This is a genomic window from Actinomyces provencensis (assembly GCF_900155435.1).
Lineage (GTDB): Bacteria > Actinomycetota > Actinomycetes > Actinomycetales > Actinomycetaceae > Pauljensenia > Pauljensenia provencensis.
This window is the reverse complement of the sequence record NZ_LT700212.1, coordinates 1,291,243-1,314,869: the sequence shown is the minus strand read 5'-3', so window position 1 is coordinate 1,314,869 and position 23,627 is coordinate 1,291,243. Positions and strand designations below refer to the sequence as shown.

The following is a 23,627-nucleotide window of genomic DNA, read 5'->3' as shown; positions in this document are numbered from 1 at the left end:
CCCCCTCGTCGCGCCCGGCACCTGTCCGGACCGCCCTGACCGTGTGGGCCTGCGCCATGGCCGCCTACGTCTGCGCGATCGCCGCGCGGACCTCGCTGGGTGTCGCCGGTGTCGAGGCCATGTCGCGCTTCGACATGCCCGCAGCCACCCTCGCCCTCTTCTCCAGTGTGCAGGTGGGCGTCTACGGCGTCGCACAGATCCCCGTCGGACTCGCCCTGGACCGGTGGGGTCCGCGCCGCATGCTGGGGGGCGGGGCTCTCCTCGTCGCCCTCGCCCAGGTGGCCATGGCCCTCTCACAGGACGTCCCCTCCGCCCTCGCCGCGAGGGTCCTGCTCGGGGTCGGCGACGCGACCGCGTTCGTGTCGGTCCTCAGGCTGATCCCCTCCTGGTTCAACCCGTTCCGGATCCCACTGCTCACCCAGCTGACCTCGATCCTCGGCCTGCTCGGCCAGGTGGTCTCGGCCGTGCCGTTCATGGGTGTCCTCCACCGCTTCGGGTGGGGGACGGCCTTCGGCGTCATGGCGGGACTGGGCTTCGCCGCCGCCCTCGTCGTCCTGGCCTTCGTCCGCGACGTCCCCCCGCCCCCCGCAACCGACGCTGACGAGGGCGACACCCCCCTCCCTGTCCACCCGCCCGCCCCGCAGCCGCCGGTTGCGACCGCGCCACGCGAAGGCCTCGGCACGACCCTGCGGGAGGTCCTGGGCTCACCCTCGGCATGGTTGGGGTTCTTCACGCACTGGTCCGGGGCGGGACCCGCCATGACCTTCACGCTGCTGTGGGGGGTGCCCTTCATGACGCTGGGGATGGGCATGTCCAAGTCGGGTGCGGCGGGTGTGCTCGTCGTCTTCACCGTGGCGAACATCGCCCTCGGGCCCGTCTTCGGGCACCTCACGGCGCGCCGGCCCCGGTGGCGCGTGCCCGGGGTCGTCATCTGCGCACTCCTGGCGGGCCTGGCCTGGGCCGTGGTCCTGGCACCGACGGTGCCGCCGGCCCCCTGGACGGCGGTGGTCCTGGCGGTGGTGCTCTCCGCCACCGGGGTGTCCTCCTCGATCGGGTTCGACTTCGTCCGCGAGGACACCGCACGCCACCGCCTCGGCACGGCGATCGGGACCACCAACATGGGTGGGTTCACCGCGACACTCCTGGCGGTCCAGGGGATCGGTTGGGCGCTGGACCACGTCTCGAGTGGGCGCGACTACGTGTGGGCGGACTTCCGGGTGGCCATGGCCCTGCAGGGCGTCACCTGGTTGGCCGGGCTGGTGGGCGTGGTGCTCTGCGCGCGGGCCGTCTCACGCCGTCACGCGGGGTCGCCCGGCTGAGACCGGTCGGGAGCCGGGGCGTCCCTGGGTGCCGGTGCCCCCGCAGTCCAACGCTCCAGGGCACGTCCCCGCAGGACGCGCGCCGGGAGGGGGAGCCGACGCAGGTGCCGGTCGAGCTCGTCGAGGTCGAGGCGTCCGCCCTCCTGGGGTGGGGTCTGGGCGACGAGGACGACATTGCCGCGCCTCTGGGAACGCCCCACCTTCGGATCCGTCACGGCGCAGACCAGGGGGAAGACCTCCATCAGTGCCGACACGTCGGGACGGGCGTCGACAGGACCGCCGTGGGGGGAGTTGAGCAGGTAGAGGCCCCCGGGGCGCAGGGCCCGGGCGGCCTCGCGCGCGGACTCGACCGTGGCGAGTGCCGCGGGGACCTGCCCGTGGTCGAAGGCATCGCGGACGACGACGTCGAGTCCCCCCGGTCGTGCCCGGGAGAGGACGTCGCGCCCGTCCCCGACACGGATGCGCAGCTCGGGGGAGCGCGGCAGGTCGAACCACTCCCGGACGTGTCGGGCGAGGAGCTCGTCGATCTCGACCGCGACCTGGCGCGAGCCCGGGCGGCTGCGGGCCCAGGCCCAGGGCAGCGCACAGGCCGCGGCTCCCAGGTGCAGGGCGCGCACGGGGGCGGGTGAGGGCAGGAGGGTGTCCAGCGCGGCATCCATGTGCTGCATGTACTCGAACTCGAGGTGGGTGGGGTCGGCGACGTCCACGTTGGAGGACTCCACGTCGTCCAGCAGCAGGGTCGCCCTCGTCCCGTCCCAGCGCAGGGTGGCGGTGCCGGAGGAGACCTCGAAGCGTTCACTCCCACGGGGCACGGTGCGTCGGGACATGGGGGCAACTGTAGTGCCGTGCGGTGGGCACAGGTCCCCGGGCACCCGTCCCCGGTGGGCCCGCACCCGGCCTGGCCCGGGCACAGCTCCTGGGTCGTGCCCGTCCTGGTCGGCGCCGCCCCCTGCGCGGTCCCCTGTGCGACGCGCGACGCACACGGGCACACCTACGATTGGGCGAGGGGGTGGATGCCATGTCGAACGCGCCGAGGGACTCCCGTGCGCGCCGCGACTGGGGACACGACGACTCCGGTACCGATGTCCTCCACGTCGACATGGACTCCTTCTTCGCCTCGGTCGAGATCGCGGAGGACCCCTCACTGGCCGGGCGGCCCCTCATCGTCGGCGGGACGGGACCGCGCGGGGTCGTCACCTCCGCGACCTATCCGGCCCGCGCGAAGGGGGTGCGCGCCGGCATGCCGACAGGACGTGCCCGGGCACTGTGCCCCCAGGCCCGCGTCGTCCAGGGACGCCACGGCGTCTACGGGGAGTACTCGCGTCGCGTCATGGGAGTCCTCGCCAGCATCACCCCTGACCTCGAGCAGGTCAGCGTCGACGAGGCATTCCTGGACGTCTCGGGGGCGCGCCGCCGACTGGGTGGCCCCGTCGAGATCGGGACCACGATCAGGCGACGCATCCGCGAGGAGGTCGGACTCCCCGCCTCGGTCGGCATCGCGGCCACCAAGAGCGTCGCGAAGATCGCCTCCTCACACGCCAAGCCCGACGGGCTGCTGCTGGTCCCGGCGGACTCCACGGTGGACTTCCTCCACGGACTGCCGGTCGGTGCCCTGTGGGGTGTCGGCGGGCGGACGGGGGAGGTCCTCGACCGTGAGGGGATCGTGACCATCGGCGACCTCGCACACACCGACCTCCGGCGCCTGGTCCGCCTGGTGGGGCAGGCCTCGGGCCACCACCTCCACGACCTCGCCTGGGGCATCGACAGACGCCGGGTCTCCCCGGGCCGGGAGGAGAAGTCGATCGGCACGGAGTCCACGTTCTCCGAGGACGTCGTCGACCGCGCGTCCCTGGAGCGCTTCATCCTGCGTGCCTCCCACCAGTGCGCCGCCAGACTGCGTGCGGCGGACATGGTGGCCTGGACGGTGTCGATCAAACTCCGGGGAGCCGACTTCACCACCATCACCCGGTCCCTCACCCTGCCCGCGCCCACCGACGTCGGCCGTGAGGTCGCGCGGGCATCCGGGGAGCTCTTCGCCCGGGAGTCCATTCCCTCCGGTGGAGTGCGCCTGCTCGGGGTACGGGTCGAGAACCTCCAACGGCGCAGTGACGGGGTCGCCGTCACCCTCGACGAAGACCGTCGCCCCCTGGCTGCCGAACGCGCCATGGATGCCGTGCGGGAGCGGTTCGGTGGATCGGCCGTCGGACCGGCCTCACTCCTTGACAAGGATGCCTGACTGGAATGGTGGGGGTGGGCACCTGCACAGTAGACTGGGGGCACGCAACCCTTCGACCCCTGAGGAGGTGCCCGGTGGCGTTGTCCGACTACGAGAAACAGGTTCTCGAACAGATGGAGGCCGAGCTCCGGCGCGCCGATCCGGACCTCGCCTCGACCATGTCCGCCAAGGCCCGGCCCTCCGACACCCCTGCTGCCCCGGGTCGGCTCAATCCGCGCCGCCTGGCCGCGGGTTCCGTGCTCGCGCTCGCGGGCCTCGGAGTCGTCCTCGCAGGTGTCTCCGTGGGCCAGATCGTCTGGGCCATCGCGCTGGGAGTCGTCGGTTTCGCGATGATGGTCGGGGGAGTCCTCCTGGCCCTCCACACGGACCCCGGACAGGGTCGGGCACAGGCGCCCGGAGCCGCCGGCAAGCCCCAGAAGCCGAAGGGCTGGTCCGCGTTCATGTCCGGCCAGGAACGACGCTGGGACCGACGACAGGACCGCTGACCGTCCTCAGGTGACGTACGGCCCGTGACCGCCCGGGCTCGGCCCGTCCTCTCCAGGTCCCTGTCCCCAGGTGCCCGCCCCTGGACCTCCGGCGACGGGGCACCAGCGACCTTCGGCATGACCGGGTAGGCCCGTGGTGGCGCTCGGCGTCCGGCGTTCCGACGCTGCGCCACCCGGCATCTCCACTTCGTGCCACGGGGCATCTCCACTCCGCGCCACCGGGCAGCTCCACTTCGCGCCACCGGGCACCTCCACGTCGTGCCACCGGGCGCATCCGGGCCGCACCACCAGGCACTTGCACCCTGCTCCACACCGCGCTCCACATCCCTCCACGCCCGACCTCCACTCCGCTCCACCGTGCGCACCGTCGCGCGCGGATCCCGGGTGTCCGCCCAGCTCAGGAGTGTTTCGGTCACCCGTCCGTGCGTCGGGACCTCCAGGGAACCCCACCTGGCGGGGAACCCCGGCCCCGCCCTCGTCGATCGTCGGGAGGGATCGGACGCGATTTTCCCTCCACCTTCCACCACCTTCCACGAACCGCAGGATTTCGCGGAACCAGGGTCGACACGCCGAGCATCCCCAGCACTTTCCCAGCGATCTGGGGAGGGAAGTGGGGTAAAGTGGGGCCACGTGTCACGGAGGGGAAGGCGGTGAGACATGTTCCTCGGGACGTACGAGCCGAAGCTCGACGAGAAGGGACGTGTCATCCTGCCCGCCCGTTTCCGTGACGACATGGAGGGCGGCATCGTCCTCACCCGTGGTCAGGAGCGCTGCATCTACGCGTTCCCGGCCCAGGAGTTCGAGTCCATGACGGTGGAGCTCCGCCGCGCACCCCTGTCCTCCAAACAGGCGCGCGACTGGGTCCGTGTGATGCTCTCGGGCGCCTACAAGGAGGTCCCCGACAAGCAGGGACGCATCGTCGTCCCCGCGGACCTGCGCACCTACGCAGGACTGGGCAAGGAACTCGCCGTCATCGGCGCCGGGTCCCGCGCCGAGATCTGGGACGCGGTCGCCTGGCGCGAGTACCTCGCCGTCCAGGAGGACGTGTTCTCCAACACCGCAGAAGAGATCATCCCCGGCATGTTCTGAGGCATGGGCCGAGGTCTCCGCCCGCTGCTCTGACATCACTTCCCCGATGGCAGATCACGGTGGGGGACCCCGGTCCGTGCACGGGAGGCCGGGACGGGCACGAGAGGGGGTGGGCAGGTGGCAGGGAGCGGAGCGACCGGGGACGCGTACGAGGGCGGACCCTCGGACCCGTACGACGTCGAACAGGGATCCCCACACCAGGGCCCCACCCACGAGGGCGGCCTCCGACGCGCGGCCGACCTGCACGTCCCGGTGCTCCTGGAGGAGTGCCTGGCCATGCTCGCCCCTGCCGTCTCACACCCCGGTGCGGTGCTCGTCGACGCGACCCTCGGGATGGGCGGACACACCGAGGGAGCCCTCACCCGCTTCCCCGACCTGCACGTGGTCGGCATCGACCGCGACCCCGAGGCGATCACCCTCGCCTCGGCGCGCCTGGCCCCGTTCGCTGGGCGCTTCACGGCGGTGAACACCACCTATGACCACATCGACGAGGTCGCGGCGGAGCACGGCACCGACGGCCTGGTCGACGGCGTCCTCATGGACCTCGGGGTCTCCAGTCTCCAGCTCGACGACGAGGAGCGTGGGTTCTCCTACGCCCACGACGCCCCGCTCGACATGCGCATGGACCCCACCAGTGGGATCCCCGCCTCCGAGCTGCTCGCCACCGCCGACGAGCACGAGTTGACCCGCATCCTGCGCACCTACGGCGAGGAACGCTTCGCGCAACGTATCGCGCGTCTCGTCGTCGCCGAGCGCGGGACCGCCCCGCTGACCCGCACCTCCCAGCTGGCGGACCTGGTCCGCCGCGCGATCCCGGCCCCGGCGAGGCGCACCGGGGGGAACCCGTCCAAGCGGACCTTCCAGGCGTTGCGCGTGGCCGTCAACGACGAGCTGCACATCCTCGAGGACGCCCTGCCCCGCGCACTCACCTCGGTGCGGGTGGGGGGCCGCGTGGTCGTGGAGTCCTACCAGTCCCTGGAGGACCGCATCGTCAAGGCCGTCTTCCGGGAGGGCAGCCGGGACACCACACCCCCGGGACTGCCCGTCATGCCCGACCACACCGACGCCCCGCTCCGACTCCTGACCCGCGGTGCGGGTCGAGCCGACCAAGCCGAACTCGTCCGCAATCCCCGCTCCGCCTCCGTGAGGCTGCGGGGTGTGGAGATCGTCTCACCCTGGAGGAACCGATCATGAGCACAGCTGCTGCACGGACCCGACCCGCCTCCAGGCCGGAACGCCTCCGTGAGACCACCCGCCCCGACCTCCGCGTCGTGGAGGGGCGGGACCCCCGCCGTTCCCTCGTGCCGCTGGTCCTCGTCGCCCTCCTCGTGCTGGTGGCGGCGATCATCGCGCCCATGGTCATCAACACGCAGATGGCGGAGACCTCCTTCGCGATCCGCGACCAGCAGCTCAAGCTCAACGCCCTGGAGGCGCAGTCCTGGACGCTCCAGACCCAGCTCCAGGAGATCGCCTCGCCCATCTCCCTGGAGAAGGCGGCGCGCGCCCAGGGAATGGTGCCCGCGGGTGCCACCGGCTTCATCTCCCTCTCGGGCGGTAGTGTCGAGGGCGGACAACCGGCACAATGAGCAGAGGGGGAGCCGGCATGACCTCGGCACGACGTGCCCGCTGGATCCTGGTGATCTCCACGCTGCTGCTCGTCCTGTGCGTGACACGCCTGTTCTATGTCCAGATCGTCCGGGGTCCGTCCCTGGCGGAGCAGGGTCAGACGGTGCGCACCTCGGTCTCCGAGGTCGCCGCCAAGCGGGGGTCCATCATGGATGCCACCGGACTGGTGCTGGCGGACTCGGTGCAGACCTACCACATCGCCATCAACCAGGTGAACGTGCGCAAGTGGCGCCACTACGAGGACCAGGAGCAGGCCGACGGCACGACGCGGTCGGTCCTGGTGGGCAAGGGCCCCGCCGAGGCCGCACGCCAGCTGGCACCGCTGCTGGGGATGGACCCCGTCGAACTGGGCGGGCGGATGATCGGCGACGGCACCTACGTGTACCTCAAGAAGAACGTCGACGCCGTCACCTACCGCAAGATCCGGGAGCTCGGCATCTACGGGGTCGAATGGGAGTCCGTCTTCCAACGTGAGTACCCCAATGACAACACCGCCGCCCCCCTGATCGGGACCGTGAACGAGGAGGGGACGGGCAGCTCCGGTCTGGAGGCGACCTTTGACGACCTGCTCCAGGGGACCCCGGGCAAGGAGGCCTTCGAGATCGCTCCCAACGGGGCCGTCATGCCGGGGGGCAAGCAGACGACCCAGGAGCCCGAGGACGGCGCCACGGTGACCACCACCCTCCACGCAGACCTCCAGCACAGCGTCCAGGAGGTCCTCGACGCCCGCGTGCAGCAGCACCAGGCGGACTGGGGTGCAGTGGTCATCACGGATGTCGCCACCGGGCAGGTCCTGGTCATGGCCGACTCCGACTCCGTGTCACCGGACAATGCGGCCCCCCAGACGGTGCGCTCGGTGCAGTACGCCTTCGAGCCCGGGTCCGTGGGCAAGGTCGTCACCATGGCGACCGCCCTGGAGAAGGGGACGGTCACCCCCACGTCGGTGTTCACGGTGCCCTACGCCCTGGACATCCCCGGGGAGACACTTCCGATCACGGACTTCCACGAGCACGAGACCCAGAAGATGACCACGACCGGCATCCTGGCCGAGTCCTCCAACACCGGGACCGTCCTGGTCGGGGAGACCGTCACGGACCAGGACCGCTACGACATGATGCGGGCACTGGGCCTGGGGGAGACCACCGGCATCGAGCTGGCGGGTGAGTCCGCGGGGCTCGTGCGCACCCCGGACCTGTGGGTGGGACGCGACCGCTACGTCTCGATGTTCGGCCAGTCCTACATGATGACCGCCCTGCAGGAGGCCGGGCTCATGGCGACCATCGGCAACGGGGGCGTGCGCATGCCACCGAGGCTCGTCGAGTCCTGGACCCTGGCCGATGGCACGGTCCACCAGCCCGACGCCGTGGAACCCGTCCAGGCCATGTCCTCGGAAACGGCCTCCCACCTGCTGCGCATGATGGAGTCCACCGTCGACACCGATGAGGGGACCGGACAGATGGCGAAGGTGGACGGCTACCGCCTCGCCGTGAAGACCGGAACGGCGGAGATCACGGGTGGAACTGTGTCCACGGTCGCAGGCATCGTCCCGGCCGACGCGCCTCGGCTGGCCGTGGCCGTGGTGCTCTACAATCCCAAGGTCGGATGGCTGTCGTCGGACTCGGCGGCACCACTCTTCGGCGAGGTCGTCACGCAGGCCGTGCGCAACCTCGGAATCCCGGCCTCGACAGGGGCCGCGGACCTCTACCCGAACACCCCCGGGGAGTGACGGTGGAGGCAGGACAGGGGACCCCCGTGGTTCCCGGAGGGAGGACGATGGACAGGCACGCCAGTTGGGTTGCCAGTGCCGTCTCAGGACGACTGGTCGGCCCGGACGTGGAGGTCACGGGTCCCGTGGTGACCGACTCACGTGAGGCGCTCCCCGGATCCCTCTACGTGGCCCGCCGCGGCGAGACCACGGACGGGCATGCCTTCACGCGTGCTGCTGCCGAGGCCGGTGCCGTCTGTGCCCTCGTCGAGCACCCCGTCGACGGAGCAGACCTCACCCAGGTGGTGGTGGGTGACTCCACGCGGGCCCTGGGGGACCTCGCGCACGCCCACCTCGAGGACCTGCGTTCCCGCACCGGGATCACCGTCGTCGCCATCACCGGTTCGGTCGGGAAGACCACCACGAAGGACCTCCTCGCCCAGGTCCTCGCTGCGCACGCACCGACCGTCGCACCCCTGCGCTCCTTCAACAACGAGGTAGGGACACCCCTGACCGTGCTCAGGGCGGACCTCTCCACGCGCTACCTGGTCCTGGAGATGGGGGCATCGGCTCCCGGCAACCTCACCTACCTCACCGGCATCGCCGCCCCTGACGTCGCCGTCGAGCTCCGGGTCGGCAGCGCGCACCTGGGTGGCTTCGGGTCCCGCGAGGGCCTCGCCCGCGCCAAGGTCGAGCTGGTCGACGGGGAGGTCCCGGGAGCGACCACGGTCCTCAACGCCGACGACGACCTGGTCTCCGCCATGGGGTCGCACGCGAAGGGTCCTGTCGTGCGCTTCTCCGTCGACGAGGGCGTCCCGGCGGACGTCCACGCCCTGGACATCAGCGTCGACGCGGACGACCACCCCTCCTTCACCCTGGTGACCGGCGAGGGTCGGGCCCACGTCGACCTCGGGCTGGTGGGCGCCCACCACGTCCACAACGCCCTGGCCGCCGCCACCGTGTGCCGCGTCCTCGGCCTGGGCACCGCCGACATCGCGGAGTCCTTGAGCGGGGCGACCGCCCTGTCCCCCCACCGCATGGCGGTCTCGGAGGTCCGGGTCGACGGGCACCCGGTGACGGTCATCGACGATGCCTACAACGCCAACCCCGACTCCGTGCGGGCGGCGCTCGAGGCGCTGGCCTCCCTGGCCCACGGGCGCCGCACCGTCGCGGTCCTGGGTGAGATGCTCGAGCTCGGGGACACCTCCCCGGCCCTGCACCGCCAGGTCGGTGAGTTCGCCGCGAGCCTCGGCACGGACGTGGTCGTCGCCGTCGGGCAGGGGGCGGGCGCACTGCTGGAGCCCCTGGCCGGCCACGCAGTCACCGAGCACGCTGCGACCGCGGAGGAGGCCACCGCCCTGGTGCGGGGTGTCCTGCACGACGGTGACGTGGTCCTGGTGAAGGGATCGAACGACTCGGGTGTGTGGCGCACGGCTGATGCCCTGACAGGACAGGGGGACCCGCAGTGATCGGAGTCATCGTCTCCTTCGCGGTGGGCCTCGTGCTCTCCATGGGCCTCACGCCCGTCTTCATACGCTTCCTCGTCGCCCACCACTTCGGGCAGTTCATCCGGCAGGACGGACCCACCCAGCACCTCGCCAAGCGCGGCACACCGACCATGGGCGGGGTCGTGTTCATCCTCGCCGCAGTGGTGGCCTGGCTGGTGGGGTACCTGGCCATCGGGTCCACCCCGGACTGGTCCTCGACGCTGCTCGTCTTCCTCTTCGTCGGACTCGGGGCCATCGGCCTCCTCGACGACGGCATCAAGATCCGCAAGGAGAGGTCGCTCGGCCTCCACCCGGGTGCGAAGATCGTCGGTCAGCTCCTGGTCGGTTCCCTCTTCGCGGCCGGTGCGCTCCTGCGTCCGGACCGCCACGGGGTCACCCCGGGGTTCATGGAGATCTCGGTCTTCCGTCCCACCGTGGCGAGCCTGGCCTTCGCGGGCGTGGGTGTCGGCGCCGTGCTCTTCGTCCTCTGGGCGAACTTCCTCGTCGCCGCCTGGTCCAACGCGGTCAACCTCACGGACGGTCTGGACGGTCTCGCCACGGGCTGCTCGATCTTCGTCTTCGGCGCCTACACGATGATCACGGTGTTCCAGAACATCCAGTCCTGCTGGGGGTCCACCGTCAACGTCGCCGCCTGCTACCCGACCCGTGACCCGCTGGGCCTCGCGATCTTCTCCGCAGGCGTCGTCGGGGCCCTGGCGGGCTTCCTCTGGTGGAACGCGTCACCGGCCCAGATCTTCATGGGCGACACGGGTTCACTGGCCCTGGGCGGTGCCTTCGCGGGCCTCACCATCCTCACCAACACGGAGTTCATCGCGGTCGTCATCGGCGGGATGTTCGTGGTGATCACGATGTCCGACGTCATCCAGATCGGGGTCTTCAAGGCCACGCACAAGCGCGTCTTCCGCATGGCCCCGCTCCACCACCACTTCGAACTGAAGGGGTGGAAGGAGATCACCATCGTCGTCCGGTTCTGGTTGATCGCCGCGCTCTTCGCGATCACCGGCGTCGGGCTCTTCTACGCGGAGTGGGCATCACACCTGTGAACATCACCGAACCAGTCGCAGTCATCGGATGGGGTCGTTCCGGACGCGGAGCGGCCGGAGCACTGGTGTCCCGGGGACACCACGTCATCGCCTTCGACCAGCGTCCCCAGGTCGCCCCGAGCGACCCCGAGCTCGCCGACGTCGACCTCCGCGTCATCCCCGACGACGAGGAGCTCGCGAGGGCGGTCCTCGCCGAGTCGCCCGGCCTCGTGGTCCTCTCGCCCGGCATCGCCCCCCACACAGCCGTGTGGCGTGGGGTCGCCGCGGCCGGGATCCCCCTCTGGGGCGAGGTCGAACTCGCCTGGCACCTCCAGGAGGAGGGTCCCCACGCCGGTCGCCCGTGGCTGACGGTCACCGGCACCAACGGCAAGACCACCACCGTCGGCATGCTCGGCGCCATCCTGCGCGCCGCCGGGGAGGACGCCCTGGAGGTCGGGAACATCGGCACCCCGATCACCCGCGCCATCGACTCCGATGCGACGGTGTTCGCCGTCGAGCTCTCCAGCTTCCAGCTGGCCACGACGTCCAGCGTCTGCCCGGAGGCCTCGGTGTGCCTCAACGTCGACGAGGACCACATCGACTGGCACGGGTCGGCGCAGGCCTATGCCGCGGCCAAGGCGAGGGTCTACCACAACACCCGGATCGCCTGCGTGTACCCGGCTGCCGACGCCCTCGTCGAGCGCATGGTGGAGGAGGCCGACGTCATCGAGGGGGCACGCGCCATCGGCACGACCCTGGGTGTGCCCGCGATCTCCCAGGTGGGCCTGGTCGAGGGCACGATCGTCGACCGTGCCTTCCTGCCCACCCGCCACAAGGAGGCACTGCACCTGGCCGACCTGGCGGACCTGCGCCACATCACCGGTGACCAACCCTCACCTGCCGTCGTCTCGGACGCGCTGGCCGCCTCCGCGCTCGCACGCGCCCACGGTGTCGCGCCCGAGCACGTGGCGGAGGGCCTGCTCGCCTTCCACCCCGCTGCCCACCGGCGCGCGATCATCGGCGAGGTGGCGGACCTGACCTGGATCGACGACTCCAAGGCGACCAATGCCCACGCGGCTGCGGCCTCCCTGGCGGGTATCCGTCCCGGCACGGCCATCTGGGTGGCCGGCGGGGACGCGAAGGGACAGGACTTCCACGAACTGGTGCGCAGCGTCGCCCCCGGCCTGCGCGGGGTGGTGCTCATCGGCGCCGACCGCACGGAGCTGCGCGACGTGCTCGCGAGCGAGGCGCCGGCGGTCCCCGTGGTCGAGGTGGACGGGCACCCGGACTGGATGTTCTCCGTCGTCAACGAGGCCGTGGGACTCTCGCGCCCCGGCGACACCGTCGTGCTCGCGCCGGCCTGCGCCTCCTGGGACCAGTTCGACAACTACGGCCAGCGCGGCGACGCCTTCGTCGACGCCGTGCACCGACTCGACGCCCAGTGGGGACCGCGGCCGTGACGACGTGGTGGCGGAGCCTGCCCAGGGTCCGCTTCGGTTCCGGGGAACGCGGGGCGACTGCGCCCTCACCGGTGGTCACCTACTACCTCGTCGTCATCCCCGCCCTGATCCTCACCGTGTTCGGCCTCCTCATGGGTTTCTCCGCCTCGGCGGTGACGAACATCGCCAAGGGAGAGGACCCCTACCTCGCCTTCCTGCGCCCCCTCGCCATCATCGTCGTGGCGCTCCTCGTGGCCGCTGCGGCACAGATGGTGCCCGAACGCGTCTGGTGGCGTGCGTCGGTGGGCGTTTTCGTCGCCGCCCTCGTCTTCCAGAGCCTGGTGCTGACCCCCCTGGGCGCCACCGAGGGAGGGAACACCAACTGGGTGCACATCCCGGGCGTCCCCGTCCTCGTCCAGCCCTCGGAGTTCCTCAAACTCGCCCTCGCCCTCTTCCTCGGACGGGCACTCACCCGTCCCGGTGCCCGGGTCGACGACTGGCGCCAGATGCTGGTCACCGCCGGCATCCCCGTGGTCCTCGCCCTCGTCGCCGTCATGTTCGGCCACGATCTCGGGACTGCCATCGTCATGGCGGCCTGTGCCCTGGGCGCCCTGTGGGTCGCAGGTCTTCCCGGCAAGTGGTTCGGCGCGATGGGGCTGGTCGCGGTCCCCGCGGTCGTCTTCCTCGTCTTCCAGAACCCCACCCGGCTCGCCCGCGTCAAGCAGGTGATCCCGGGCCTCGGCACGGCCCCCTCCACGTCCGCACCCACCCAGACCGACCACGCGCTGTGGGCGTTGGGATCCGGTGGGTGGACGGGCCTGGGCCCCGGTGCCTCGCGGGAGAAGTGGAACTACCTGCCCGCCGCCCACACGGACTTCATCCTGGCGATCATCGGGGAGGAGCTCGGGCTGCTGGGCACCTGCACGGTGCTCGTCTGCCTGGGACTCCTGGTGTGGGGCATGGTGCGCATCTGCCAGAACCACACCTCCGCCTATGCGCGGGTCGTCTCGGGTGGGGTGGCGGCCTGGATCGCGTCCCAGGGGATCATCAACGTCTTCTCGGTCACGGGCCTGGGACCGGTGATCGGTGTACCGCTCCCGCTGGTGTCCTACGGCGGTTCCTCGCTCCTCTTCACCGCTGCCGCGGTGGGGATGGTCGCCTCCTTCGCCCGCGGCCAGGCCGGGATGTGGATGTTCGGGCGCCCCGACGAGGCCTCCGCCGGGCGCGATCCACGCCGCGCCCCCAGACGCCGCGGCGCGGCCCGTGCCCCACGTCCAGACCGACACATCACCCGTCCGACCTCCGAGGTGCGCCCATGAGTCCGACCATCGTCCTGGCAGGTGGGGGCACCGCCGGTCACGTCAACCCGCTGCTGGCCACCGCCGACGCCCTGCGTGCCAGGGGATGCACGATCGTCGTGCTGGGGACCTCCCAGGGGCTGGAGTCCGACCTCGTGCCCGCTGCCGGGTACCACCTGGTGACCATCCCGAAGGTGCCCCTGCCGCGGCGTCCCAGTGTGTCGCTGCTGACCCTGCCGATGCGGATGCACGAGGCGGTGCGGGAGGCACGTGCCGCCATGGAGGGGGCGGACGCGCTCGTCGGCTTCGGCGGCTACGTCTCGACACCCGCCTACAGGGCCGCGCGCACCCTCGGACTGCCCGTCATCGTCCAGGAGCAGAACGCCCGACCCGGCCTGGCCAACAGGCTCGGCGCCCGGCACGCGGCTGTCGTGGCGCTGACCTTCCCCTCCACCCCGCTACGCGCGGCGCGGGGGCGCACGGTGGTCACGGGTCTCCCGCTGCGCCCCGCCATCGCGGACCTGGCGGCGATCCGGGGCTCCGAGGGCGGGCGCGTCGAGGCGCGCCGGGCCGCCGCCGCGCGCCTCGGTCTCGATCCCGGGCTGCGCACCCTGGTCATCACCGGTGGGTCGTTGGGTGCCCAGCACCTCAATGAGGTCATGACGGAGGTCGCCGGCGAACTGCCCGAGGGCACCCAGGTCCTCCACCTCACCGGGCGGGGCAAGGACGCCCCCGTCAGGAGTGCCGTCGAGCGTGCCGGTGTGGCGGGGCGGTGGAAGGTCCTGGACTACCTGACGACCATGGAGGACGCGCTCGCCGTGGCCGACCTCGTCGTGTGCCGCTCGGGTGCGGGGACGGTGGCGGAGCTGACGGCCCTGGGACTGCCGGCCTTCTACGTCCCCCTGCCCATCGGCAACGGGGAGCAGCGCCTCAACGCCGCCGACCACGTCGCCACCGGGGGAGCACGCCTGGTGGCCGACCACGACTTCACACCGGAGGTGGCACGCACCCAGCTCCTGCCCCTGCTCGTCTCGGACGAGTTGGCGCGGATGGGTCGCGCCTCCCGGGAGCATGCGCGCACCGACGGGGCCGAGGCGCTGGCAGACCTGGTCCTCGCACAGGTGGGGGCCGGGGAGCCGCACACGGGCAAGGGGAAGGACCACGGCAATGACCACTGACCACACCGGCACGACCGCAGGAGGGGACACCCTCCGCGAGGACACCACCGGCGCGGGCGCCGCCGAGAGGGGTGCACCCGCGTTCCACTTCATCGGGATCGGGGGTGCGGGAATGTCCGTGGTCGCCGAGCTCCTCGCCGACCGCGGACTGGAGGTCTCCGGTTCCGACCGGGCCGACTCCGCGGTGATGGACCACCTGCGGGGCCTGGGCATCCGGGTCCACGTCGGCCACGATCCGGCCAATGTGCCCCCCGACGCCGTGGTCGTGGTCTCCAGCGCGATCCGTGACTCGAATGTCGAACTCGCCGCGGCGCGCTCGCGCGGACAGCGGGTGATCCACCGCTCCCAGGCACTGGCCCTGGCTGCCGCGGGCATGCGGTTCGTGGCCGTGGCAGGTGCCCACGGCAAGACCACGACGTCGGCCATGCTCGCCCTGGCCCTCCGGGCCGTGGGTCTGGACCCCTCTGCGGCCATCGGCGGGGTCCTCCCCGAGTTCGGGACCGGAGCGCACCTGGGCGGGGGCGACATCTTCGTCGCCGAGGCCGACGAGTCGGACGGGTCCTTCCTCAACTACACCCCCAGCGTCGAACTGGTCACCAATGTGGAGCCCGACCACCTCGACCACTACCGCACGCAGGAGGCCTTCGAACAGGTCTTCGTCGACTTCGTCGAACGCCTGGTCGAGGGGGGCCTCCTCGTGTGCTGCGCCGAGGACCGGGGGGCCTCGCGCCTCGCAGCCACCGCGCGCGGTCAGGGACGGCGGGTGCTGACCTACGGGCGGCCCGACCTGTGCCCCGAGGCCCCCGACGTGCGCATCGAGGACGTCGTGGAGCACGCGGACGGCTCCACGGCGCGTCTGGTGGAAGGGGACACCGTGGTGGACCTGTCCCTGGGCGTGCCGGGATGGCAGAACATCGTGAACGCAGCGGGCGCCTGGACAGTGGGCGTGGAGCTGGGCGTGGACCCGGTGGCGATGGCCCGTGCACTGGGTGCCTTCCGCGGTGCGGAGCGTCGCTTCCAGCTGCGCGGACAGGTCGGGGACCGCAGGGTCTTCGACGACTACGCCCACCACCCCACCGAGGTGGCCGCCGCCCTCGCCGAGGCGCGGGTGGTGGCGGGGGAGGGACCGGTGACCGTGGTCTTCCAGCCCCACCTGTTCTCCCGCACCCGGGCCTTCTCGGACCGCTTCGCCCGCGCGCTCTCGGCTGCGGACACGGTGGTCGTCACGGATATCTACGCCTCGCGGGAGGACCCCGTCGACGGTGTGGACTCCTCGCTCATCACCGCACACCTGCCCGGATCGCACCTGGTGCACGACATGCACGAGGCCGCACGTCTCGGCGCCCGTCTCACGGGTCCGGGCGGGATCCTGGTGACCATGGGCGCAGGATCGATCACGACGACGGCCCAGGACGCGTTGGAGGAGTGGCGCCAGGAGGAGGGGACGGGGGAGTGAAGCAACCCCCCCGCCCCAGGGTGCCCCGCCAGTCGGCAGGTACCCGCGCGACCGCGCAGACACCCCCCTCACGCCCGGCGGACCCGTCGGGCGGCGACGGGACCAGGACCACCGACGAGGGCGACGTCCCCCGCCCACCGTCGGGTGGCGGGAGTGGGGAGCACTCCACGGTGGAGTCGCACGTGCCCGGGACAGGTGCCGGGAGGGCCGGGTCCGACCGCGACCGGGGTCGCGCAGGCAGGTCCGGTCGGGCAGGTGGGGACTCCCCTGCGCGGGGCACCACGGAGCGCGCGGTGGCCCGGCACAGGACTCCGCGCAGCCTGGAGCGTCCGCTGGAGGCCGGGGACGCGGCCAGTGTCCTGGGTTCCCGAGAGGAGGCCGTCTCGACGGGCCTGGGGGAGAGGCTGGAGGAGCGCAGACGGGCACGCATGCGCCTGAGGGGGACACATCTCCTGGTCCTCGTGTCCGCCCTGGCCACGGTGGCCGTGGTCGTCTGGGGCATCCTCTTCTCGCCGCTCCTCGCGCTGAGTGCGGACAAGGTCTCGGTCACAGGTGCTGACGACGACCTGTCGGGCCAGGTCACCCAGGCGGTCCGACCCTTCGTGGGCACGCCCCTCCCGCGCATCGACACCGGGGCAGTGGTCCGGGCCGTGGGGGAGATCCCCCTCGTCCGCGACGCCGAGGTGTCCCGGCGGTGGCCCGACGGCCTGTCCGTCGTCGTCCGGGCACGGGTGGCCGTCCTGGCGGAGAAGGAGGGTGACGGGTTCGCCCTCGTCGACGACCAGGGCGTGGCCGTCTCCCACCGTGGGGACGCCCCCGACGGGATGCCCGTGGTGACGCTGCCCGCCGAGGGCGAGGACCGTGTGCGTGCCGCGGGCGCTGCGGCGACCACCTGGGCGGCACTGCCCGAGGACCTGCGCCCGGAGGTCGAGGAGGTCCGGGCCGACGGACACATGGTGACCCTGGCACTCAGCGGCGGGCGCACCGTGCGCTGGGGCACGGACGAGGACGGCGACCTGAAGGCGAAGGTCCTCGCACTGCTCCTCGACCAACGACCCGCCAGCGTCTACGACGTCTCGGACCCCACCAGGCCCGTCACCTCCTGAGGATTGGCGACGGCGACGGTGACGGTCCGCGTGGATCCGTGTGCCGACACGCCCGCCAGCCTCCTTGCCGGGGACCCGAGGGTTCCCTACCTTCATCCCGGCAGAATGCAGGCACAACACCAACCTTGAACTAGAGCTTGAAGGTTACGGTGGCAAGGGGGACAACGTGGGGACACCGCAGAACCATCTGGCAGTCATCAAGGTCGTCGGCGTCGGCGGCGGCGGCGTGAATGCCGTGAACCGCATGATCGAGGTGGGTCTCAAGGGTGTGGAGTTCATCGCGGTGAACACCGATGCCCAGGCACTCCTCATGTCCGACGCCGAGACGAAGCTCGACATCGGTCGGGACCTCACCCACGGGCTGGGTGCGGGCGCCGATCCGGCCGTGGGGCGGCAGGCGGCGGAGGACCACTCCGAGGAGATCGAGGACTCCCTGGAGGGGGCCGACATGGTCTTCGTCACCGCAGGTGAGGGCGGTGGGACGGGCACCGGTGGCGCCCCCGTCGTGGCCCGCATCGCCCGGGGCGCAGGCGCCCTGACCGTCGGTGTCGTCACGCGCCCCTTCTCCTTCGAGGGCAACCGTCGTGCCTCCCAGGCCGACGTGGGCGTCGAGGCCCTGCGCGACGAGGTCGACACGCTGATCGTCATCCCCAACGACCGGCTCCTGGAGATCTCCGACTCCAACATCTCCGTTCTCGACGCCTTCCGTGCCGCCGACCAGGTCCTGCTCTCCGGTGTCCAGGGCATCACCGAACTGATCACCACCCCGGGTCTCATCAACGTCGACTTCAACGACGTGAAGTCCGTGATGAAGGATGCGGGCTCCGCCCTCATGGGCATCGGTGCCGCCACCGGTGAGGATCGTGCCCTGCGCGCCGTGGAGACGGCGATCTCCTCCCCGCTGCTGGAGGCCTCCATCGACGGGGCCCACGGCGTCCTCATCTTCTTCCAGGGTGGTTCCGACCTGGGCCTGCAGGAGATCTTCCAGTCCTCGCTGCTGGTGCGCGAGGCCGCCCACCCCGAGGCCAACATCATCTTCGGCAATGTCATCGACGACTCCCTGGGCGACGAGATCCGCGTGACGATCATCGCTGCCGGGTTCGACGAGACCGGGGACACCCCCTCCTCCGCCGACGCCCTGCGCGAGTCGACCGCCCCTGCTGCGGCCCCCGCCGTCCCGGCGGCCCCCGTCGCACAGTCGGGCGCCACGGCGGCACCCGCTGCGGGCGCGGGCACGCAGACCTCGCGCCCCCTGGGCACCCTTCCCCAGGCCTCGGCCCCGGTGGCCCGACCCGCGCACCGCGCAGCCCCCGAGGTGCCCACACGCACGGGTGCGATCCCCCTGGCCGAAGCACGACAGCGTGCCGAGGAGTCGGCGCGCGCCCAGGCCGGCCGCGCCGAGGACCGCTCGCTCGAGGTGCCCCGCATCTTCGACGAGGACGAGGACCGCGGCGACGACCTGGACATCCCCGACTTCCTGCGCTGACCCATGGGCGGCGAGCTGGGCGGGGCACGGGTCCTGTTCACCACGGCGGGCCCCGGCACCGAACCCCTGCGCGCCAACCTCGGCCTGCACGTCGGTGACGACCCCGACCTGGTCCACGCCCGCAGGTCCGCCCTGGCGCGGGAGGTCGGGCGCCCCCTGGTGTGGATGGAACAGACGCACTCCGTCGGGGTGGCGGTGCTGGACCGTGCCAGTGCTGTGCCCGCCCACGGTGACGTGGACGCGGGGACCGGCACCGTCCTCCAGGAGCGCACCGGCCCCACGGCCCCCGACCCCTCCGAGGGCGAGTGGGGGACGCTCGACGCGGACGGCGTGGTCATCGATGCCCGTGGTTGGCCCTCCGCCCCCGGGGTGGCCGTGATGGTGGCGGACTGCCTGCCCGTGCTCCTCGCGGACTCCTCCGGCGAGGTGGTGGCCGCCGTGCACGCCGGGCGCAAGGGTCTGGCCGGGGGCATCCTCTCCCGCGCCGTCTCCCTCATGGCGCCCCTGGTCGGCGGTGCGGACCGGTTGCACGCGCTCATCGGACCTGCCGTGTGCGGGCGCTGCTACGAGGTCCCCGCGGCCCTGCGCGCCGCGGTCGCCCGCACCCACCCCGCATCCCGGTCCCTGACCTCCTGGGGGACGCCGTCCCTGGACCTCCCGGCCGGGGCGGAGGAGGAACTGCGGGGACTGGGCCTGCTCGACGTCCGACGTGACGGCCGGTGCACACGCGAGGATCCCGGGTTGCACTCCCACCGGCGCGATCCGCGGTGCGGCCGCCAGGTCGGAGTGGTCCTCCCACGTGTCCGGACAGGGGCGGCCCGGTGTGACGACATGCCGCGGGTCCTGGGTCCCGGACCGATCGACCTGAACTAACGTGTGGTCAGCGGACCGACAGGTGAGGAGTGGACGATGGCAGGATCGTTCGGGAACAAGGCACGGAAGTTCATGGGCTGGTACACGCCCGAGGACGATGACCAGGAATTCGACGCGTTCGACGTGGAGGACGACATGCCCGAGATGACCGACCTCGCGCCCGTCGAGGCCCCCGCCGTCACCCCGCTGCGACGCGAGGGCGAGCCCCGGCGTGCGAGCGCGACCGACCTCAGCCGCATCGTCACGGTGCACCCGGGTTCCTACAACGACGCCCTCCCGATCGGGGAGTCCTTCCGACAGGGGATCCCGGTGATCATCAACCTCACCGAGATGTCGGACATGGAGGCGCGGCGTGTCGTCGATTTCGCCGCCGGTCTGACCTTCGGGCTGCACGGGGTCATCGAGCGCGTGACGAACAGGGTCTTCCTGCTCTCGCCCAGGACCGTCGAGGTCACCGGGGACGTCACGGGTTCGCGTCGCGGCGCCCTGTTCAACCAGGGCTGACCCGTGGTGGTCCTCCACGTGGTCGGTCTCGTCCTGTACTACGCCGCCGGCCTCTACATGCTCGTCCTGCTCACGCGCATGGTGCTGGATTGGGTGAGGTTCTTCTCGCCGCAGTGGCGACCCAGTGGTGCCCTCCTGGCCCTGGCCAACCTGATGTACGCCCTCACCGACCCGCCGCTGCGCTTCCTCCGGCGCTACATCCCCCCTCTGAGGCTCGGGGAGGGCTTCGCCCTGGACGTCGGTTTCATGGTCCTCTTCATCGGCGTCATCATCGTCCAACGCCTGTCGATGATCCTCGTGGGGCTGTGACGGTGAACACCCGCAGAGACCCCTCAGAGGCCCTCCGTGGGGGTGAAGGACACCGCCGACGCGGGAGATGTGTGACTCCTGTTGTCCAAGTTGCACGCGAGTCGGTTATCATTCCAATAGTCTGAAGCAGGATCGTCCGGAGACTCGGGTGGTCCGGTGACGGAGAATGGGAGTTCATCCCGTCCCCCGATCGACGATCCGATTACCAAGAGGGTGAGGAAATGGCGCTGCTCACGACCGAGGACGTCCTCAACAAGAAGTTCCAGTACGTGAAGTTCCGCGAGGGCTACGACCAGGTGGAGGTCGACGAGTTCCTCGACGAGGTTGTCGCCACCATCTACGCGCTCAACGTCGAGAACCAGGAGCTGAAGGAGAAGCTGGAGGCTGCCGAGCGCCGCGTCTCCGAGCTCTCCTCCGGTGCCCCCGTCCAGGCGGAGCCCGCCGTCGCGGCGTCCCCCGAGCCCGAGCCGACCCCGGAGCCGGATACGACCCCCGAGCCCGCTCCCGAGCCCCAGCCCGCGGCGGCGACGCCTGCGGAGCCGGAGTCCGCGACCTCCATGCTCGCCCTCGCCCAGCGTGTCCACGACGAGTACGTGCGTGACGGCCGCGAGGAGTCCGAGAAGATCATCGCGGAGGCACGTTCCAAGGGTGACGAGATCGTCGCCGACGCCCAGAAGCAGCGCGAGACGATCCTGGCCCAGCTGGACCAGGAGCGCGGGCTCCTCGAGTCCAAGATCAACGAGCTGCGCGGTTTCGAGTCCGAGTACCGGGCCTCGATCCGCGCGCACCTGGAGACCCTCCTCAAGGAGGTCAACCAGGGATCCTCGAACTGATCCAGGTCCCACCGGACCAACGCCCCGTGGCGGCGACGCCTGACGTCGCCGCCACGAGTGTGTCCGGAACCAGACATCCACCTGCGGGCGACGCAGGTGCCCCACGGAGGTACCAGTGAGTGACTCCCACGCCGAGCGGGCAGTCGGCGGCCCCCGCACGTGGGTCCGTGTGCTGGTCGCCGTCGTGGTGGTCGTGGTGGCCGTCGTCCTCGACCAGGTCTCCAAGGCCTGGGCGGTGGAACACCTGCAGACGGGACGCTCCCGTCCACTCGTGGGTGACGTCCTCACCCTGCAGCTGGTCCACAACTCCGGTGCCGCGTTCTCCCTGGGTGCGGGTGCGACGTGGGTCTTCACGGTGCTGGCGACCTGTGTGGTGGCCGCCATCGTCTGGCTCCTTCCCCGTACGTCCCACATGCCCACCCTCATCGCATTGGGTCTGCTGGCCGGAGGGGCGATCGGCAACCTCATCGACAGGCTCGTGCAGCCGCCCTCGTTCGGGCAGGGCCACGTCGTGGACTTCATCAACTACGGCGGACTCTTCGTCGGCAACGTCGCCGACATCTGGATCGTCGGTGCCGCGATCTGGCTGGCGGTCATCTACGCCTTCGGCCACCAGGGGAGCTCCCCGGACGTGACACCCGCAGGGGAGCACCGTGGCTGAGGCGCGACTCCTGCCCGTTCCCGAGGGCCTGGTGGGGGAGAGGGTCGACGTGGCACTGTCACGTCTGCTCGGGCTCTCCCGCACCCGTGCCGGGGAACTGGCCAGCGACGGGCACGTCCTGGTGGACGGACAGGCCTGCTCGAAGTCACAGCGCCTGGGAGCGGGCGACCTCCTGCAGGTCGAGATCCCCGAGGACCGCCCCGCCGCCACACCGGTGACCGGCATGGGCATCCTCTACGACGATGACGACGTGGTCGTGGTCGACAAACCCGTGGGCGTCGCCGCGCACACCGGGCCCGGCTGGAGCGGGCCGACCGTCCTGGGCAACCTGGAGGCCGCCGGCTACCGCATCTCCACCTCGGGACCGCCGGAGAGGCAGGGGATCGTCCACCGTCTCGACGTGGGCACCTCGGGGGCGATGATGGTCGCCAAGTCGGAACTGGCCTACTCGGTGATGAAGAGGGCCTTCCGGGAGCGCACCGTGCGCAAGATCTACCACGCCGTGGTCGCGGGCCATCCCGACCCGTCCTCGGGCACGATCGACGCCCCCATCGGACGCCACCCCTCACGCGAGTGGCGCATGGCGGTCATCGACGGCGGCAAGAGGGCCGTCACCCACTACGACACGCTCGAGACCCTGGCCGGGGCCGCACTGGTGCGGGTGCACCTCGAGACGGGTCGCACCCACCAGATCCGGGTCCACATGGCCGCCGTGCACCACCCCTGCGTGGGGGACGTGTTCTACGGTGCGGATCCCGTCCAGGCCGAGCGCCTGGGACTGGGACGCCAGTGGCTCCACGCCGTCGAACTGGGCTTCACCCACCCCCGGACCGGTCTGCCGGTGACGGTGCGCTCGGAGTACCCCGCGGACCTGGCCCATGCCCTGGACGTCCTGAGGGAACCGGGCGCATGACGGGCGCGCACACCACCCTTCCCTCCCCGGAACCCTCCGGGGGGAGGGGCCGCCCCGGCGGCACCGGTCCCTTCGTGGGCGGGGCCACCGCGGACGGCCTGCGCGTGGTCGAGGCGGTCCACCCGGGCCTGCGCGCCCAGGAGATCCAGGTGCGCTGGGAGGTCTTCGTCCGCGAGCAGGGTGTGCCCGTGGTCCTCGAGGTCGACGCGCGCGACTTCCGCCCCGACGTCGTCCACCTGGTGGCACTGGACGCATCGGGGCGCGCACTGGGCGTCGTGCGGGTGATCCCCGACGGTGGCGGTCACTTCCACCTGGGCCGCCTGGCGGTGCGCCGGGAGGCACGAGGGCGGGGGATCGGGGCAGAGCTGGTGCGCGCCGTGCACGCGCTGCTCCTGGCGCAGGTCGGCACGTGGGCGGGACCCGGCCCGGTCGTGGTCCTGGACGCGCAGGTGCAGGCCATCGGCTTCTACGAGGCACTGGGCTACACGCGCACACCGGGGGAGGTGTTCCTGGACGCCGGTATCGAACATGTCACCATGTCCAGGACGCTGGAGGCGGAGGCCCGCCACTAGGATCGGGGC

23 protein-coding genes are annotated in these 23,627 nt (G+C 71.4%); 22 read left to right on the top strand and 1 reads right to left on the bottom strand.

Going from position 1 to position 23,627, the window contains the following annotated elements; translation table 11 throughout:
• Nucleotides 1-56: 56 nt before the first annotated feature.
• Nucleotides 57-1,319, top strand: coding sequence for an MFS transporter (locus BQ9890_RS05785; RefSeq protein ID WP_195907632.1), 1,263 nt, complete (start codon nucleotides 57-59; stop codon nucleotides 1,317-1,319).
• Here BQ9890_RS05785 and BQ9890_RS05780 read toward each other — a convergent pair.
• The gene (locus BQ9890_RS05780) at nucleotides 1,298-2,146 is read right to left on the bottom strand and encodes a spermidine synthase (RefSeq protein WP_075890057.1); all 849 of its coding nucleotides are present in this window, start codon (nucleotides 2,144-2,146) and stop codon (nucleotides 1,298-1,300) included. The genes BQ9890_RS05785 and BQ9890_RS05780 overlap by 22 nt on opposite strands.
• A 191-nt stretch (nucleotides 2,147-2,337) precedes the next feature.
• Here BQ9890_RS05780 and dinB point away from each other — a divergent pair, with 191 nt between their 5' ends.
• The 21 genes from dinB (at nucleotide 2,338) to BQ9890_RS05675 (ending at nucleotide 23,618) form a co-directional block, all read left to right on the top strand.
• A complete protein-coding gene (dinB, locus tag BQ9890_RS05775) occupies nucleotides 2,338-3,555 on the top strand; it encodes a DNA polymerase IV (RefSeq protein ID WP_075890055.1) in 1,218 nt (405 codons plus the stop codon).
• Nucleotides 3,556-3,629: 74 nt separating this feature from the next.
• Complete coding sequence (locus BQ9890_RS05770; protein WP_075890053.1) at nucleotides 3,630-4,040, top strand: DUF3040 domain-containing protein; 411 nt, start codon at nucleotides 3,630-3,632, stop codon at nucleotides 4,038-4,040.
• Between the two features lie 657 nt (nucleotides 4,041-4,697).
• Nucleotides 4,698-5,129 (top strand): division/cell wall cluster transcriptional repressor MraZ, encoded by a 432-nt coding sequence (mraZ, locus tag BQ9890_RS05765; protein ID WP_075890051.1) that lies wholly within the window; start codon nucleotides 4,698-4,700, stop codon nucleotides 5,127-5,129.
• 240 nt (nucleotides 5,130-5,369) lie between these two features.
• Entirely contained in the window at nucleotides 5,370-6,323 is a 954-nt protein-coding gene (gene rsmH, locus BQ9890_RS05760; RefSeq protein WP_075892796.1) for a 16S rRNA (cytosine(1402)-N(4))-methyltransferase RsmH, read from the top strand.
• Nucleotides 6,320-6,715: a cell division protein FtsL gene (locus tag BQ9890_RS05755; RefSeq protein WP_075890048.1), complete on the top strand. Its 396-nt coding sequence runs from the start codon at nucleotides 6,320-6,322 to the stop codon at nucleotides 6,713-6,715. Before rsmH ends, BQ9890_RS05755 begins: the two co-directional genes overlap by 4 nt.
• Nucleotides 6,712-8,481 carry a peptidoglycan D,D-transpeptidase FtsI family protein gene (locus BQ9890_RS05750; protein WP_230297840.1) on the top strand — a complete coding sequence of 590 codons (1,770 nt, stop codon included), beginning with the start codon at nucleotides 6,712-6,714 and terminating at the stop codon, nucleotides 8,479-8,481. The genes BQ9890_RS05755 and BQ9890_RS05750 overlap by 4 nt, the downstream gene beginning before the upstream one ends.
• 47 nt (nucleotides 8,482-8,528) lie before the next feature.
• Entirely contained in the window at nucleotides 8,529-9,929 is a 1,401-nt protein-coding gene (locus BQ9890_RS05745) for a UDP-N-acetylmuramoyl-tripeptide--D-alanyl-D-alanine ligase (RefSeq protein WP_075890044.1), read from the top strand.
• Nucleotides 9,926-11,011: a phospho-N-acetylmuramoyl-pentapeptide-transferase gene (gene mraY / locus BQ9890_RS05740; protein ID WP_075890042.1), complete on the top strand. Its 1,086-nt coding sequence runs from the start codon at nucleotides 9,926-9,928 to the stop codon at nucleotides 11,009-11,011. Before BQ9890_RS05745 ends, mraY begins: the two co-directional genes overlap by 4 nt.
• Nucleotides 11,012-11,013: 2 nt before the next feature.
• Nucleotides 11,014-12,450: a UDP-N-acetylmuramoyl-L-alanine--D-glutamate ligase gene (gene murD, locus BQ9890_RS05735; protein WP_078062546.1), complete on the top strand. Its 1,437-nt coding sequence runs from the start codon at nucleotides 11,014-11,016 to the stop codon at nucleotides 12,448-12,450.
• Nucleotides 12,447-13,748, top strand: a complete 1,302-nt coding sequence (locus tag BQ9890_RS05730; RefSeq protein WP_075892794.1) for a peptidoglycan glycosyltransferase FtsW — start codon at nucleotides 12,447-12,449, stop codon at nucleotides 13,746-13,748. Before murD ends, BQ9890_RS05730 begins: the two co-directional genes overlap by 4 nt.
• Complete coding sequence (locus BQ9890_RS05725; RefSeq protein ID WP_075890038.1) at nucleotides 13,745-14,905, top strand: UDP-N-acetylglucosamine--N-acetylmuramyl-(pentapeptide) pyrophosphoryl-undecaprenol N-acetylglucosamine transferase; 1,161 nt, start codon at nucleotides 13,745-13,747, stop codon at nucleotides 14,903-14,905. Before BQ9890_RS05730 ends, BQ9890_RS05725 begins: the two co-directional genes overlap by 4 nt.
• Nucleotides 14,895-16,361 (top strand): UDP-N-acetylmuramate--L-alanine ligase, encoded by a 1,467-nt coding sequence (gene murC, locus BQ9890_RS05720; RefSeq protein ID WP_078062256.1) that lies wholly within the window; start codon nucleotides 14,895-14,897, stop codon nucleotides 16,359-16,361. Before BQ9890_RS05725 ends, murC begins: the two co-directional genes overlap by 11 nt.
• Entirely contained in the window at nucleotides 16,358-17,467 is a 1,110-nt protein-coding gene (locus BQ9890_RS05715; RefSeq protein ID WP_143226253.1) for a cell division protein FtsQ/DivIB, read from the top strand. The genes murC and BQ9890_RS05715 overlap by 4 nt, the downstream gene beginning before the upstream one ends.
• Nucleotides 17,468-17,633: 166 nt before the next feature.
• Nucleotides 17,634-18,953: a cell division protein FtsZ gene (gene ftsZ, locus BQ9890_RS05710; protein ID WP_075890034.1), complete on the top strand. Its 1,320-nt coding sequence runs from the start codon at nucleotides 17,634-17,636 to the stop codon at nucleotides 18,951-18,953.
• Between the two features lie 3 nt (nucleotides 18,954-18,956).
• Nucleotides 18,957-19,826 carry a purine nucleoside phosphorylase YfiH/LACC1 family protein gene (locus tag BQ9890_RS05705; RefSeq protein ID WP_075890032.1) on the top strand — a complete coding sequence of 290 codons (870 nt, stop codon included), beginning with the start codon at nucleotides 18,957-18,959 and terminating at the stop codon, nucleotides 19,824-19,826.
• Between the two features lie 36 nt (nucleotides 19,827-19,862).
• Complete coding sequence (locus BQ9890_RS05700; protein ID WP_075890030.1) at nucleotides 19,863-20,330, top strand: cell division protein SepF; 468 nt, start codon at nucleotides 19,863-19,865, stop codon at nucleotides 20,328-20,330.
• 18 nt (nucleotides 20,331-20,348) lie between these two features.
• On the top strand, nucleotides 20,349-20,639 hold the full coding sequence (locus tag BQ9890_RS05695; RefSeq protein ID WP_268258641.1) for a YggT family protein: 291 nt from the start codon (nucleotides 20,349-20,351) through the stop codon (nucleotides 20,637-20,639).
• A 221-nt stretch (nucleotides 20,640-20,860) separates the two neighbouring features.
• Nucleotides 20,861-21,472, top strand: a complete 612-nt coding sequence (locus BQ9890_RS05690; protein WP_075890026.1) for a DivIVA domain-containing protein — start codon at nucleotides 20,861-20,863, stop codon at nucleotides 21,470-21,472.
• A 115-nt stretch (nucleotides 21,473-21,587) separates the two neighbouring features.
• Nucleotides 21,588-22,133, top strand: coding sequence for a signal peptidase II (gene lspA / locus BQ9890_RS05685; RefSeq protein ID WP_075890024.1), 546 nt, complete (start codon nucleotides 21,588-21,590; stop codon nucleotides 22,131-22,133).
• Nucleotides 22,126-23,046, top strand: a complete 921-nt coding sequence (locus BQ9890_RS05680) for an RluA family pseudouridine synthase (protein WP_075890022.1) — start codon at nucleotides 22,126-22,128, stop codon at nucleotides 23,044-23,046. The genes lspA and BQ9890_RS05680 overlap by 8 nt, the downstream gene beginning before the upstream one ends.
• Complete coding sequence (locus tag BQ9890_RS05675) at nucleotides 23,043-23,618, top strand: GNAT family N-acetyltransferase (protein WP_078062255.1); 576 nt, start codon at nucleotides 23,043-23,045, stop codon at nucleotides 23,616-23,618. Before BQ9890_RS05680 ends, BQ9890_RS05675 begins: the two co-directional genes overlap by 4 nt.
• The last annotated feature ends 9 nt before the right edge of the window (nucleotides 23,619-23,627 follow it).

Bases quoted from the DNA above. Each gene is read 5' to 3' on its own strand.
- mraZ (WP_075890051.1), top strand. From the start codon at position 4,698: ATGTTCCTCGGGACGTACGAGCCGAAGCTCGACGAGAAGGGACGTGTC.
- BQ9890_RS05725 (WP_075890038.1), top strand. From the start codon at position 13,745: ATGAGTCCGACCATCGTCCTGGCAGGTGGGGGCACCGCCGGTCACGTC.
- BQ9890_RS05700 (WP_075890030.1), top strand. From the start codon at position 19,863: ATGGCAGGATCGTTCGGGAACAAGGCACGGAAGTTCATGGGCTGGTAC.
- BQ9890_RS05755 (WP_075890048.1), top strand. From the start codon at position 6,320: ATGAGCACAGCTGCTGCACGGACCCGACCCGCCTCCAGGCCGGAACGC.
- BQ9890_RS05690 (WP_075890026.1), top strand. From the start codon at position 20,861: ATGGCGCTGCTCACGACCGAGGACGTCCTCAACAAGAAGTTCCAGTAC.
- dinB (WP_075890055.1), top strand. From the start codon at position 2,338: ATGTCGAACGCGCCGAGGGACTCCCGTGCGCGCCGCGACTGGGGACAC.
- BQ9890_RS05705 (WP_075890032.1), top strand. From the start codon at position 18,957: ATGGGCGGCGAGCTGGGCGGGGCACGGGTCCTGTTCACCACGGCGGGC.
- BQ9890_RS05750 (WP_230297840.1), top strand. From the start codon at position 6,712: ATGAGCAGAGGGGGAGCCGGCATGACCTCGGCACGACGTGCCCGCTGG.
- BQ9890_RS05675 (WP_078062255.1), top strand. From the start codon at position 23,043: ATGACGGGCGCGCACACCACCCTTCCCTCCCCGGAACCCTCCGGGGGG.
- murC (WP_078062256.1), top strand. From the start codon at position 14,895: ATGACCACTGACCACACCGGCACGACCGCAGGAGGGGACACCCTCCGC.
- BQ9890_RS05745 (WP_075890044.1), top strand. From the start codon at position 8,529: ATGGACAGGCACGCCAGTTGGGTTGCCAGTGCCGTCTCAGGACGACTG.
- BQ9890_RS05780 (WP_075890057.1), bottom strand. From the start codon at position 2,146: ATGTCCCGACGCACCGTGCCCCGTGGGAGTGAACGCTTCGAGGTCTCC.
- BQ9890_RS05785 (WP_195907632.1), top strand. From the start codon at position 57: ATGGCCGCCTACGTCTGCGCGATCGCCGCGCGGACCTCGCTGGGTGTC.